The following is a 13,503-nucleotide window of genomic DNA, read 5'->3' on the forward strand; positions in this document are numbered from 1 at the left end:
TACGTCAATCATCCCACGCTTCCCGCCTCTTATGAGGCGGGATTTATTAGGTAATTGCATGTCCGAAACAACTCAACAAGCGGTGAGCGAGGGTGGGGCGTACGAAATACTGAAATCCCGTCTATTTCAGCAAGGTAAACAGCTCAAGTCCCTGTCTCAAACCTTTAATCAAAATCGTCAGACAATCTTTGGCAGCCGGGAAAGTCAACTGGTTGGCAAAGCGAATGTCCAGACACAGGCCCGCTCCATTCCCATCGATATGGCGCAGGTCAATCAGCAATTGCTGTTCGGTTATCAGGTTCATGTCGGCCTGAAATCCTCTCCGTCCCTAGAGGATGTGTTTGGTTTATATCAATTACACGAGCAGGACGGCACGTTCCGGATTGAACCTTTATCGTTGGAAAACAGTTTTCTGACGGATGCCCGTTTTCTGCACGAATTCACCGAACTTTTTACTTACTACAGCGATGCCCGCCTGACACAGATCTCTCGTCAGGAAAGCATTCTGTACATTGCATTCCAGATCGGGATGCGTCCTGAAGACCGTAAAGTCTTCCGTTTCCAGCTCAATGCCAATTCGATTGAATATATTGACTCGCTGGGTAACAAACAGCTGGAAAATGTTCAGCAGCATGACTTTGACTGGATTGCCACAACCCGGGACGATCAGGTTGCGGGTACTCATCCGCACGTGTCGATCCGCGACAAATTGTTTGTCGAATGCATTGGCGGCGATCTGACCATCAAGGTGGAAGACAACACAGATGACGGTAAAGGGATCTACAGTGAATCGGTGGACGATCCGCATCAGAGTGTTGCCGATGCTTTCATTGAATACGCCTTTATTGGTGAGCTGATCGCGTTAAAAATCAAACCGCACCGTGAAAAGCACTCGCGCTATTTTATTTATAACCCGATCAATCAGTCTGTTGTCCGTGCTGATGCGTTAGGACTGAGTGCCAAAGCGCTGCCGGAAGATCACGGTGTGCTGTATTCCCACGGTTTCGTGCTGGCCAACGGCGAGAGTAAGCAGTTTGACATGCCGTGGCAGCACCTGAAGTTCTTCCAGAAAATTGCCTCGCCAAACGGTGAGGATATCCTGTATTTCTTCTTCAACATGCTGGAAGGCCATTACGTTGGCTTTACCTATAACATGATTGAGAAGAAGTTTGCGGCGCCTCTGGAAAGCCACGGATTCAGCCTCTATCCCGATGGACGGATGCTGGTATTTCAGCTGTCTGAAAATGCAGAAGCGTCAACCATCCACCCGCTGCGGATCTGGGACACGCCGTTTTCTACGCCGGAACACTATGCCGCGCAGAATGCCAGTGCTGACAGCACCAGCCCGCTGTTTAATCTGGGCAATGCCGAACTGGTTCGTGCCTTGTCTTCCGTATTGTCAATCTGCCAGCTTGCCCAGACAGAAGAAGTCACTCAGGCGGCTTTTGAAGTACTGCTGAAAGAGTGCCAGACCACGCTGGATCACTATCACTGGCTGAATCATCACTATGCGCTGGGCATGGGTGAGGTGATTAACAGCCTGATGGACACGGCAAACAAGATCATCGATGAGTTTGCCAAAGTGCTCCAGATGCAGCGTCACGCTGAAGAGAGTCTGGCTGAGCATCAGCAGGTTGTGGCGGATCTGATTGCGAAAATCAAACTGGCACCCAAAGAGCAGGCAAATGTCCTGTTGTCCTTGCTGTCAGAGTTGAAAGCACAGGTTGGTGCGACCATGGCGCTGCGTCAGCAGCATTATATGGACAGCGACAGTGTTGATGGTTTACTGGCAAATCTGCAGCAGTACCGCGAGCAATTGAATCAGCAGTTACTGGCGTTGTTACAGGAAGAGAAGGCGTATCAGCCGTTTAAGCAACAGATCCACGACATTGAATCTTCGCTGGCGGATGTCAGTAAGACAGCAGACATTCAGGCCCTTCAGCAGCAGGTTGACACTTTGCGCGCAGACTTGCAGTTGGTGTCTGAAGAGGTCACGGACATTGAAACCGATGATCCGACCCAGTCGACCCGGATTCTGGATTTAACCACCGAAGTCTCGTCATTACTGAATGCTGTATCGGCCAGGCTGAGAAATAAATCACAGAGCCTGCAAAGCCATGAAGCACAGGCCGAGTTCAGTGCGCAATTTAAACTGCTGGGTCAGTCGGTCAGCAGCGCGATGGAACAGGCGACGACGCCAGATGAATGTGACACCCAACTGGCGAAACTGGTTGGTCAGCTGGACAAGCTGGAGTCCCGTTTTGCAGATTTCGATCAGTTTCTGGTAGAGATTTACGCCAAGCGCGATGAGATTCAGTCAACCCTGGACAACCACAAGCAACAACTGATTGCAGCGCAGCAGCGCCGGGTACAGAACCTGATGCAGGCTGCCAATGTCACTATGGGCAGTGTTGAAAAGCGGGTGTCCCGCTTTGATGATGTGAAAGCACTGAACAGTTATTTCGCCACCGACGCCATGGTGCTGAAACTGCATCAGCTGTCGCAGTCGATTCGTGATCTGGGCGACAGCGTCAAGGCAGACAGTCTGGATGCTAAGCTCAAATCGCTGCAAGACCAGTCGCTGCGTTCGCTTCGTGATAATCAGGATATCTTCGAAGATGGCGGCAAAATACTGCGGTTGGGTCGTCACAAGTTCAGTGTCAATCAGCAGGCGCTTGATCTGAGTCTGGTGGAGCACAACAAACAACTTTGCACGCATATTTCCGGTACCGATTTTTATCAGCCCATCGAAGATGAAACCTTCCTGTCGCTGCAGCAGATAGCGCGCCTTGATGTGTCTTCTGAAAGTGACGAAGTTTACCGCGCTGAATACCTGGCCTATTTGATGCTGCACAGTGCGATGAATAAAGCTGAAGATCTGTCGCTTGCCCAGCTTTATCAGGCTGGTCGTGACAAATCCTTGTTGCCTCTGGTTCAGCGCTTTTCGGCGCCGCGCTACAAAGAAGGGTATGTCAAAGGGATCCACGATCACGATGCCGCTCTGATATTGCAGGGCGTTCTGCCGACCTTTGAGCAGGCCGGACTGTTGCGATTCAGCCAGCAGGCACGGGCCAATGCATTGCTCTGGCTGATGATGCAGGAAGAGACTGAACTGCAGGCTTGGCAGGAAAAAGCGAAAAATGCACAGCTGCTGAAAGAGCATCTCAATTCAGCCGATGCTTTTCAGTCGCTGCAGCAAACGCTGGCTGAGTCGGTTCAGGGGTCGGCCGCTATGGAGAGCAGCGATTACCTGATTCGGTTACTGGCGGGGACGGATGTGCGGATTGAAGTCAGTCAGGATGGCTTTGAACTGAGTGAAGATTACCTGCAATTTCGTCGCAGTCTGGGCTGGAACGGCGAGCAACTGGCACTGGATGCTGCCTTTGCCGATCATCAGCAATGGCTGAGTGCTTACACCGCTCAGAAGCAATACGGTCAGGCGTTTGTGGTCGAAGCTGCAGCGATTGCGGTATGTAAAACGTATTCAGACCGCTTGTTGAGTCCTGTCGATTTCTCACTGGCTTGTCCTGTGAAGGGACTGCTGGGTGAGCACGACCGGATTGAAGGCGGCACATTAACCCTGGTACTGGATGATTTCATCCAGCGCTGTGAACATCACCGCAGCGTGGTGGTTCCTCAGTTTGACGCCTATCTGAATCAACGGACGGCATTGCTGAATCAGGCCAAAGATCAATTCAGGCTGAGTGAGTTTAAACCGCGTCCGCTGACGTCTTTCGTTCGCAACAAGCTGATCAGCGACAGCTACCTGCACCTGATTGGCGACAACTTTGCCAAGCAGATGGGTACAGTCGGCGACAAGAAACGAACCGATCTGATGGGGATGCTGCTGCTGATTTCTCCGCCGGGCTACGGTAAAACCACCCTGATTGAATATGTGGCGCACAAACTGGGCCTGGTCTTCATGAAGGTCAACGGCCCGTCGATTGGCCATCAGGTTACCTCGCTGGATCCGGCTGATGCCCCGGATCAAAACTCAGCGCGTGAAATCGAGAAGATCAATCTGGCTTTCGAGATGGGCAACAACGTGTTGCTGTATCTGGATGATATTCAGCACACCAGTCCTGAACTGCTGCAGAAATTCATCTCGCTCTGTGACGGTACCCGACGGATTGAAGGGACCTGGCAGGGAAAAACCAAAACCTATGATATGCGCGGCAAGAAGTTTGCTGTGGTCATGGCCGGGAACCCGTACACAGAAACCGGTGAAGCGTTCCGGATTCCGGACATGCTGGCCAACCGGGCCGATATCTATAACCTGGGTGACATGCTGTCGGATCAGCAACATGCGTTTGAGCTGAGCTTCATTGAGAACTCGCTCACTTCCAATCCGGTGCTGGCACCACTGGCAACACGGGATCTCAATGATCTGTATCGTTTTGTGAAAATGGCGCAGGGGGATGGTGTTGCCCTGAGCGATATGTCGCACTCGTATTCATCCACCGAAGCCAACGAAATTGTGGCAACGCTGCAGAAACTCATGCTGGTTCAGCAGACGGTTCTGAAAGTCAATCAGCAGTACATTCTGTCGGCCGCAACGGCAGATGATTACCGCGTTGAGCCGCCGTTTAAGCTTCAGGGTTCTTACCGGAACATGAACAAACTGGCTGAGAAAATCGCTTCGGTGATGACAGATGATGAACTCAGTACGCTACTTCAGGACCACTATCAGGGGGAAGCGCAGACGCTGGCCAATGGCACAGAAGAAAACCTGCTCAAGCTGGCGGAGTTGCGCGGCAATATGAGCGCTGAACAGAAAGCCCGCTGGGAAGACATCAAACAGGCCTATCAGCGCAAGCAAATGATGGGCGATGAAAGTGACCGTGCAGGACAGGTCGTTCAGCAATTAGCGATGCTGAATCAGCACGTTGCGCGGTTCGCTCAGCCTGTCAAATTGGAGGATTTGGAATGAATCAGCAACAGTGGCTCGACTGGCTGAAAGCGTCGCTTGACGATGGCCGGCTGGATGACAGCGAGCGGCGTGAATTACAGGCTTCACTGGTGGAAGAGGGGTTATCGGATGATGATCGTGCTTTTTTGCGCAACCAGAGCTTCAAACTGGCGCAACAAGCCATACAGGAAGGGACAGAGTCCCTTGCTGTACTTCGCTGGCTGGAACGTGTCGTGAAAGTGCTCGATAACACCCGCAGCTCTGCCATTGCAGAGGTGGCGACCAGTTGGTTTTCACCGGGGCGTGACTGCGCAGGCGGAATCATTGAGCAACTGCGTCAGGTGCGCAGTAAAGTGGACATTTGTGTCTTTACGATTGCAGATGATGAACTGACCAAGCACATTCTGGCAGCGCATGAACGCGGCGTGCAGGTACGGGTGATCACCGATAACGACAAACTCAATGACACTGGCAGTGACATTGATTATCTCGCACGCAAAGGCGTCGCCGTGAAAATCGATACCACGGCTTATCATATGCATCATAAGTTTGCCGTATTTGATGGCACCCGGCTCATCAACGGCAGTTTCAACTGGACGCGAAGCGCGTCCAGATATAATCAGGAAGACATTACGCTGACGGATGACCGCCGTTTTCTGACAGCGTTCGAGCAGCAGTTCGAAGAGCTGTGGCAGCGTTTTCCTTGTCATCAGCCGAGTTAAGGAAAGCCCAGATGAATGATATGTTGAACCCGGAGCTGCAACCTGTCCGCTCAGACAATCCAGCCGACATGTTGGAAGTGACACCCGAAATCGTTGCTTTGTCTGACAGCTTTGATCCTTTCGACGCTGTTGCAACCATCACTTTTGGTAAAGAAGCGCTGGAGAAAATCACCGCGTTTTCCGACAACGTGCTTGAACAAGTTCGGGTCCGTGATACCGGAGATGCCGGAGAAATTCTGCAATCTATGGTGGAGTCGATGGACAGCGCTGCGTTTGATCAGCTCAAAGGCAATAGCTTTCTGGCGAATCTGCCGCTGATTGGCGAACTGTTTGATTCCTTCAAAAAGTTCTCCCGCAGCTTCGATTCGGTCAAGCAGCAGCTTGAGCAGCTGTCGCAGCAACTGGAAGCGCAGGAAGTGAAACTGGCGCACGATATCACGCAGTTGGATGGCCTGTACGATAACAACCTTGAGTTGCTCAAAGGTCTGGAGCACTTCATTGCCGCGGGTAAATACAAACTCAATCAGCTGAACACGGATGTATTACCTGCCTTGCACGCGGCGTCTGTTCAATCCGGCGATGCGCTGGACGCACAGAAATACCGTGACGCCAGTCAGGCAGTCGCGCGACTGGAAAAACGGATTCATAATCTGGAGCTTACCCGGCTTGCTGCGGTGCAAACCGCGCCGCAAATCCGTTTGTCGCAGGAAGGCAATAAAATGTTGATGGAAGATATCCAGGATATCGTTCATAACACCTTTCCTTTGTGGAAACGCCAGTTCCTGATTGCGATTTCCAACTACGAGAAAGAAAAGGCGTTGCGAGTCACCCGCACTGTGAAGGATTACACTAACAAACAGTACGTGAAAAACGCGGAACACCTGAAAGTGCTGGAAGAGCAAATTGCTGAAAACTACCAGCGCGGCATTCTGGATATCGAATCCCTGCAGGCGGTCAACCAATTGACGATTGAAACGCTGAACAACACGTTATCCCGCGTCAAAGAAGGTCGTCAGCAACGTGAGCAGGCCGAAAAAGTGATTGCGAAAGCCGAGCAAGAATTGAAAGTGGCGTTGCAGCAAACGCTTGAATGATGATGTTGGGCTGCATCATAGGTGGGCATTAATCAGAACGGCAGTTAACACTGCCGTTTTTTATGGTTGAGTTTTCCGATGATTGTCAGCCTGCTGCGCTTTAATCAGTGTTAGGTGACGTGATGTATAACGATATAGAGCAAATTCACAGGAATATAAGTCAGTATGCCGAGGCTTTCTTGGGGGATATCAATAATTCTTTAACGAATCAAGTGTCGCCATGAAGCACAAATTGAATCGCATCGGCAGCGCATTGCCAGTGCATCTAAAGTGAAGCTGTTTTTTGAATCGTGGGGTTGGAATGGCAAAGCAAAAAACGAAAAAAGACGATATCGTCATTTGTAACTTGAGTATCTGGCACAGGCCAGTTGGTTTGGTCTTTTTCCTTGCGTCTACTGTATTGGTTGTGCTGTTTCCTTATTTTCCGGTTCAGTACCTGACGGCTTTACTTAGCCTTTGGTCCGTATTAAGAAAAAAAGAAATGGTATGGCGAAAAAAGGAGCGTCAGTGGTCTTTTCGAGTGCGAAGTTTTTTATTATGGCGCCAAACCAGCCATCCGATGACAGAGCGCGATGCATTGATTCTGTATTACGAAAAGCCTGTTGAGGAAGAAAGAGATGGCACGATCATGACGAGTTATGGCCGTTTCGAACTTGAGTTCGAACCACAAGCCAGTCGGTTTGATCCGGATAGTCAGTCTGAATATCAAACAGGCACTCAATATCGTTTAAAGAAATTCGATCAAGATGCCCAAGCGCCTGAGTTAACGGAGATGATGAAACAAATTATCGAGGTCTACCGTGCCAGCAATATGGATGTCCGAATCGCCTTCGGATTGACAGATCTGGATGAGGAAAGATATAGGGCTATCCAAACAGCACTTGGCATTGATCCATCTCGCGTCCTTCTTGATGAAGGGGAGGGCAATAAAGATGATAAGAATGCTGCTTATTATGAAGTGAAGCGATACAGGCTGACATCCAGTCAAATGAGAGATGAAATGATATCGGCCGAACAGCGCCAATAATGTTAATGGATGACAGACGAGATGAAAATAACAAAAAACACAGACGATAGTGTCATCTGCAACTTAAAGGTCTGGCATAAGCCATTTGGTTGGTTTTGGACGGTTGTGTTCGCCATCTTCCTGCCTTTTGTGTCGCTTCACCCCTTGCAGGCTTCATTGGGTGTGCTGGGGCTATGGTCTGTGTTGCGAAAAAGAGAGATTCTCTGGTGTGCCAATGAGGCGAAATGGGTTTACCGAACCCGACACTTTTGGAAGTGGCGTGAAGTTCAATATGAAATGACTCCGAATGATACGCTGACACTCATCTGGAACAGAACGGAATCCGATTCGTCGCACTTCATTCTGAGATTTAAACCAAAATCGGCTCTGTTTATTCAGCGCCATCGATTCATAGAGAATTATACGTTAGAAGTGTTACCGACACATACGGCTGAAGTTGAATTAACGGCAACGATGAAAAAAATCAGTCGCATTTATGGTTCCTGCAATATCAGCCTGAACACCGGCGTTGAACTTGATGAGTTGAACGATCAAAAAAGTAAAGCCATTCATGATGAACTTGGCATCAACTGTCTACCCGCTCAATCCGATGAAAAGGTTGTGTTATTCCAGGATGCCATCTGGCGTGAAAAGCAATGACGAATATAGGCGTAATCTCCAGGCTTTATTAAACCTGCTGTTCCTGCGCTACTGACCAATGCTATGAATCGAGAGTAGATCACTGGGGTAGCCTCTATCCGCACCCGGATGAGGTGTGCCTCTCATAGCGGTAGGGAAGGTATCCCAGAACCAGAACATCTTTGGGATTCCTAAAACTACCCTGGTTGATTCAGGTGTTGTGCATGTGATAGGTCATTGAAGTTGTTTTTTCCCTTTGTCCGCTGAAAAGATAACGTGCTTGCTGAAATTCGTCTTACTGGCCCAAACCGGGGATTACCGATGAATGAGCCTTCAATATCGAGAGGATGATTTTTCGATCATTGGGGTCAAATTGATCGAAAATCTCATCTCCCGAGATCTGCTGTGCCTGCAGGGCGAATTGTGCTGCTTGCTTGGCGTTGCCAAGCTTTAGACAGGCTTTGGCCGAGATCAGAAAGGGAAGAGGTTGTTGTTTTTCTCGACACCAGTTCAAAGCCTGTCCGGAGATAGCAATAGCATGTTCATAGTCTTGATTTTCCAGTAATACTGAGCCGTAACCACTTTTGATCCAGTGATTCAGATCATCATCGGGTAAGTGTTCATCGGCATATGCTGAAGCTTGCTGCCACATGTGTAAGGCTTCAGACAAACTCCCGTCCAATTCAAGAAAAAGTGCTTTATTTGCGAGTTCAAAGGCATGGTCAGCATGTGGATTATTGTCTGTCATCATCATTCACTGTGTTGTGTAAGCCTGCTATCACAGGGGATAGCACCCCATGAGGAACCGAGGTATCTGTTCAGAATAAGAAGCGTTATTTTTTCTGCTAAAGGTTATTCAGCGATATTATCATCTTAAGTCGTGGATTCATCCTTTTAAATTCACTGTGATGATGTGTTGTATCGAATTGTTGAGTGGTCGCTAAAGAGCCAATTTTTCATGTTGTTATCCCGTTTTTTATCACAAAACCTTCATCAGCATCAGCCTCGTTTTTGCCCGGTTTCAGTTAATCGCCAAAAATCGCTTACAAACTCACCCCGGTTTGAAGTGGGTTCCATTTTATTGCTCGCAGTTTCACTGCAACTTTGACACCCTCCGTTACCATCATCTATAGGTCATACCTCTTACCAATAACGTATGGCTCATTATGAAAAAATCATTACTCTTCATGCTGTTACCTTTTTCCGCTGCTGCACAAACTGGAGATGGACCTGCTTTACATCATCCATTTGTTCAAACTGTGTCTCAGTCCAGCGCTGTACCTTTGTCGGCGGCGCAGATTGAGCAGGTGCAAAGCAGTAACACTTATACTTATGTTCGTTGCTGGTATCGTCCGGCGCAGACGCACGATGATCCGGCCACCACCTGGGAGTGGGCGCTGGATGAAAACGGCGAGTATTACCAGCTGAGCGGTTACTGGTGGTCATCCTGGTCGTTTAAGAATATGTTCTATACTCATACGCCGCAGTCAGAGATCAAAGCGCGCTGTGCAGAAACCTTAGGGGTCAGCCATGACACGGCTGACATGACCTATTTTGCTGCCGATAACAGCTTGTCTTATAACCATTCCATCTGGACCAATGATCTGGGTGTCTTTATGGGCATTAATAAAGTGGTCGCTTTTGGTGACAGCCTGTCGGACACCGGCAATCTGTTCAACGCCTCTCAATGGGTGTTTCCGAACCGCAATTCCTGGTTTCTGGGGCACTTCTCAAACGGTTTTGTCTGGACAGAGTATCTGGCGGAGAGTTTGAATCTGCCGCTGTACAACTGGGCGGTAGGGGGAGCGGCGGGTTCCAATCAGTATGTTGCTCTGACGGGGGTGACAGAGCAAGTCACGTCATATCTTGAGTACATGCAACTGGCTCAGAATTACCATCCGGCCAATACCTTGTTTACGCTGGAGTTCGGGCTGAACGATTTCATGAATTACGATCGCACGGTGGAAGAAGCCAAAGCCGATTACAGCTCGGCCATGAAGCGCTTAACCGAATCGGGCGCTCAAAACATTTTGCTGATGACCTTGCCGGATGCCACCCGTGCACCGCAGTTTAAGTATTCGACGCAGGAAGAGATCGATAAGGTGCAGGCGAAAATTCTGGCCTTTAATGCTTTCATTAAGACCGAGGCCAAACATTATCAGGGCAAAGGAATCAAGGTCGTGCTGTTTGATGCACACCATTTGTTTGAGCAGATTACGTCTAATCCGGCATCACACGGTTTTGCCAATGCCAAAGATGCCTGTCTGGATATTAATCGCAGCTCCGCGGCAGACTACCTGTACAGCCACAGTTTTACCGATGAATGTGCGTATCACGGGTCGGATAAGTATGTGTTCTGGGGCGTCACGCACCCAACCACAGCCACCCATCAATACATCGCTAATGCCATGTACCTGCCGGTGATTTCCACCTTTAACATCCAGCCTTAACGACATACTGGATCTTGGCAAGCAGGGCATTCGCCCTGCTTTTTCAGTGAAGGGAAGGTGATTCAGCTCTCAGTATGGCGAGTTTCCGATGCCAGAGCCTGCGTTGATTCCCGTAAAACCAGCTCCCCGGTATAGGTCTGGTGATGCGTTTGGACGGACTGTTTATTGGCTAAGGCTATCGCCAGTGTCATGGCATCCTGAGTAAGCCGGACAATAGGTAATGAGACGGTAGTGAGGCTGGGAATGGCATAAGCGGCAGCAGGCTCATTATCGATACCCATTACTGAGATATCCTGTGGCACACGCAAGCTGTGATCATGCAGAGCCCGAATGGCGCCGATTGCCATGTCATCGTTACAGGCAAAAATGGCGCTGAAGCTCTGCTGGCTGCCCAGGAGTTGCTCAACGGCCTGATAACCGCTCGCCAGAGTGTTGGTTCCTTTATAAACCCAGCCGGGCTGTATGCTTATCCGTTGCTGCTCCAGCATTTTCCGGTACACAGCATACCGGATCTGGCCGGTTTCGCTGGCCAGTGGGGAAGTAATACAGGCTATGTTACGGTGGCCGAGATCAAGCAAGTGCTGCATGGCAATCTCTGCCAGTTGACGCTGATCCAAGCCGAAACTGTGCAGAGTGCTATCTTCTGACTGACGGTTCAGGATGATCAGCGGCGGCAGTACGCTTTGCTGCAGAGCAGCCAGATCGGCAAGGCTTAAATGGCGGCTGTAGAGCAATATGGCATCACAGCGCTGACTGGCTAAGGTGGCAACGGCTTCCCTTTCTCCGTCAGCAGTGTTGCGGCTGTTAACCACCAACAGTTTTTTGTTGTCCCGCTGCGTGCTTTGCTCGGCATGGTGCAGAATGCTGCCAAAATAGCTGCTTTGAAAGTGGGGCAAAATCAGGCCAATGGTATTGGAGGTATTGGTTGCCAGTGCCTGCGCCAGTGCGTTGGGCTGATAACCGAGAGTTTGCATGGCAGCAAGCACAGCGTCGCGGGTAGCGGCTTTGACCTGCCCGGTGCCATTTAAAACACGTGACACTGTGGCTTTGGAGTAGCCGGTTGCTTTACACACATCGTTTATGGTTGCCATTGCCTGTCCTCTTTATCATCCGGCTACGGACAGTAAGCCGCAGCCGGATGGCGAGTGTAACGAACTTTAGCTGTGGTTAGAATGCTTTATCTGTCGTTACAGGTTTTCACCGTTGCTGGCGATGACGTTCTGGTACCAGAAGAAACTTTTTTTCTTCGACCGTGCCATGGTGCCACTGCCGTCATCATGCTTATCGACATAAATAAAGCCGTAGCGTTTTCTGTATTCGCCGGTTGTGAAAGACACGCAGTCGATGCAGCCCCACGGGGTGTAACCCATGACATCAACGCCTTCAAGGGTGATGGCTTCTTTCACGGCCCGGATATGCGCACTCAGGTAGTCGATCCGGTAGTCGTCATTGATGGCGCCATCATCGCCAACCTGATCAATGGCACCAAAACCGTTTTCTACAATGAAGATAGGTTTCTGGTAGCGTTCGTACAGATCAGACAGCGCAACGCGCAGACCATCGGGATCAATTTGCCAGCCCCAGTCAGAAGCTGGAAGGTAAGGGTTCAGCTTACTGTCTTCAAACAGGGAAGTGGTTTCGCCGTCCTGATCTTTTTTCGCCGATACTATGTTGGTCATGTAATAGCTGATGGCGAGATAATCGGCGCAGCCTTCGCGTAAAATGGCCTCATCGTCTGCCTGCATCTCAACCTTGATGCCTTTGCGTTCCCACTCTTTGCGCAGATAGCTGGGATAGTAGCCCCGTACCTGAACGTCACTGAACAGGTATTTCTGCCGCATCAGCTCTTGTGCCAGCAGCACGTCATCCGGATGGCAGGTAGCAGGATAGAGCGGCATCATGTGAATCATGCTGCCGATTTTGAAATCCGGGTTGATCGCATGGCCCAGTTTCACCACTTTTGCACTGGCCAGAAACTGGTGGTGTAACACCTGATACATCACTTGTTCCGGGTTGTCATGATCGGTATAGATCATCCCTGAGTTGCAGTAACCCCAGATAGGTAATTTCCAGTTGCGCTGGTTATTGATTTCGTTGAAGGTGATCCAGTATTTCACCTTGTGTTGATAACGCTCCATTACGGCCTGGCTGAAGGTCACGAAGAAGTCGACAACCTCGCGGTTCAGCCAGCTTCCGTAGTGCTTCACCAGATGGTTCGGCATCTCAAAGTGAGAGAGGGTGATCACAGGTTCGATCCCGTGTTTGAGCAATTCATCAAACAGATCGTCATAAAACTGCAAACCGGCTTCATTGGGTTCTTTTTCATCGCCATTAGGAAAAATGCGAGTCCAGGCAATGGAGGTCCGAAAACATTTAAAGCCCATCTCGGCAAACAGCGCGATGTCCTCTTTATACCTGTGATAGAAATCAACGGCTTCATGGTTGGGATAGAAGTGTTCCGCTTCGACTGTTTCTGTGATCACTCGCGGCACTTCATGGGCACCTTTGGTCAGCACATCCACTACGCTGACGCCCTTGCCTCCCTGATCCCACCCACCTTCGACCTGATGGGCAGCCACGGCACCGCCCCAGAGAAAATCCGTTGGAAAGCCTTGTTGTGACATCTGTAACCCCCTTGTGTCAGTAAAACGATCTCATGAACAATATTGGATACTGAGCGCAG

9 protein-coding genes are annotated in these 13,503 nt (G+C 49.9%); 6 read left to right on the forward strand and 3 right to left on the reverse strand.

Features of this window, described 5'->3' with window-relative positions:
- The first annotated feature begins 58 nt into the window (after positions 1-58).
- The 5 genes from D6M16_RS02870 (at position 59) to D6M16_RS02890 (ending at position 8,391) form a co-directional block, all read left to right on the forward strand.
- Positions 59-4,930, forward strand: a complete 4,872-nt coding sequence (locus tag D6M16_RS02870) for a DNA repair ATPase (protein WP_120510484.1) — start codon at positions 59-61, stop codon at positions 4,928-4,930.
- Positions 4,927-5,631, forward strand: coding sequence for a phospholipase D-like domain-containing protein (locus D6M16_RS02875; protein WP_120510485.1), 705 nt, complete (start codon positions 4,927-4,929; stop codon positions 5,629-5,631). Before D6M16_RS02870 ends, D6M16_RS02875 begins: the two co-directional genes overlap by 4 nt.
- Positions 5,632-5,642: 11 nt before the next feature.
- Entirely contained in the window at positions 5,643-6,725 is a 1,083-nt protein-coding gene (locus D6M16_RS02880) for a toxic anion resistance protein (RefSeq protein ID WP_120510486.1), read from the forward strand.
- A 301-nt stretch (positions 6,726-7,026) separates the two neighbouring features.
- Positions 7,027-7,752, forward strand: coding sequence for a hypothetical protein (locus D6M16_RS02885; RefSeq protein ID WP_120510487.1), 726 nt, complete (start codon positions 7,027-7,029; stop codon positions 7,750-7,752).
- Positions 7,753-7,761: 9 nt separating this feature from the next.
- A complete protein-coding gene (locus D6M16_RS02890; protein WP_162940903.1) occupies positions 7,762-8,391 on the forward strand; it encodes a hypothetical protein in 630 nt (209 codons plus the stop codon).
- Between the two features lie 274 nt (positions 8,392-8,665).
- Here D6M16_RS02890 and D6M16_RS02895 read toward each other — a convergent pair whose 3' ends face one another.
- Positions 8,666-9,118, reverse strand: a complete 453-nt coding sequence (locus tag D6M16_RS02895) for a hypothetical protein (RefSeq protein ID WP_120510489.1) — start codon at positions 9,116-9,118, stop codon at positions 8,666-8,668.
- 439 nt (positions 9,119-9,557) lie between these two features.
- Here D6M16_RS02895 and D6M16_RS02900 point away from each other — a divergent pair, with 439 nt between their 5' ends.
- A complete protein-coding gene (locus D6M16_RS02900) occupies positions 9,558-10,820 on the forward strand; it encodes an SGNH/GDSL hydrolase family protein (protein ID WP_420812226.1) in 1,263 nt (420 codons plus the stop codon).
- A 62-nt stretch (positions 10,821-10,882) separates the two neighbouring features.
- Here D6M16_RS02900 and D6M16_RS02905 read toward each other — a convergent pair whose 3' ends face one another.
- Together D6M16_RS02905 and D6M16_RS02910 are read right to left on the reverse strand one after the other, a co-directional pair.
- Positions 10,883-11,911 carry a LacI family DNA-binding transcriptional regulator gene (locus D6M16_RS02905; protein ID WP_120510491.1) on the reverse strand — a complete coding sequence of 343 codons (1,029 nt, stop codon included), beginning with the start codon at positions 11,909-11,911 and terminating at the stop codon, positions 10,883-10,885.
- A gap of 96 nt (positions 11,912-12,007) precedes the next feature.
- Positions 12,008-13,444: a 6-phospho-beta-glucosidase gene (locus D6M16_RS02910; RefSeq protein WP_120510492.1), complete on the reverse strand. Its 1,437-nt coding sequence runs from the start codon at positions 13,442-13,444 to the stop codon at positions 12,008-12,010.
- Positions 13,445-13,503: the final 59 nt, after the last annotated feature.

The organism is Photobacterium salinisoli (assembly GCF_003614885.1).
Lineage (GTDB): Bacteria > Pseudomonadota > Gammaproteobacteria > Enterobacterales > Vibrionaceae > Photobacterium > Photobacterium salinisoli.

Bases quoted from the DNA above. Each gene is read 5' to 3' on its own strand.
- D6M16_RS02870 (WP_120510484.1), top strand. From the start codon at position 59: ATGTCCGAAACAACTCAACAAGCGGTGAGCGAGGGTGGGGCGTACGAA.
- D6M16_RS02875 (WP_120510485.1), top strand. From the start codon at position 4,927: ATGAATCAGCAACAGTGGCTCGACTGGCTGAAAGCGTCGCTTGACGAT.
- D6M16_RS02880 (WP_120510486.1), top strand. From the start codon at position 5,643: ATGAATGATATGTTGAACCCGGAGCTGCAACCTGTCCGCTCAGACAAT.
- D6M16_RS02885 (WP_120510487.1), top strand. From the start codon at position 7,027: ATGGCAAAGCAAAAAACGAAAAAAGACGATATCGTCATTTGTAACTTG.
- D6M16_RS02890 (WP_162940903.1), top strand. From the start codon at position 7,762: ATGACAGACGAGATGAAAATAACAAAAAACACAGACGATAGTGTCATC.
- D6M16_RS02895 (WP_120510489.1), bottom strand. From the start codon at position 9,118: ATGACAGACAATAATCCACATGCTGACCATGCCTTTGAACTCGCAAAT.
- D6M16_RS02900 (WP_420812226.1), top strand. From the start codon at position 9,558: ATGCTGTTACCTTTTTCCGCTGCTGCACAAACTGGAGATGGACCTGCT.
- D6M16_RS02905 (WP_120510491.1), bottom strand. From the start codon at position 11,911: ATGGCAACCATAAACGATGTGTGTAAAGCAACCGGCTACTCCAAAGCC.
- D6M16_RS02910 (WP_120510492.1), bottom strand. From the start codon at position 13,444: ATGTCACAACAAGGCTTTCCAACGGATTTTCTCTGGGGCGGTGCCGTG.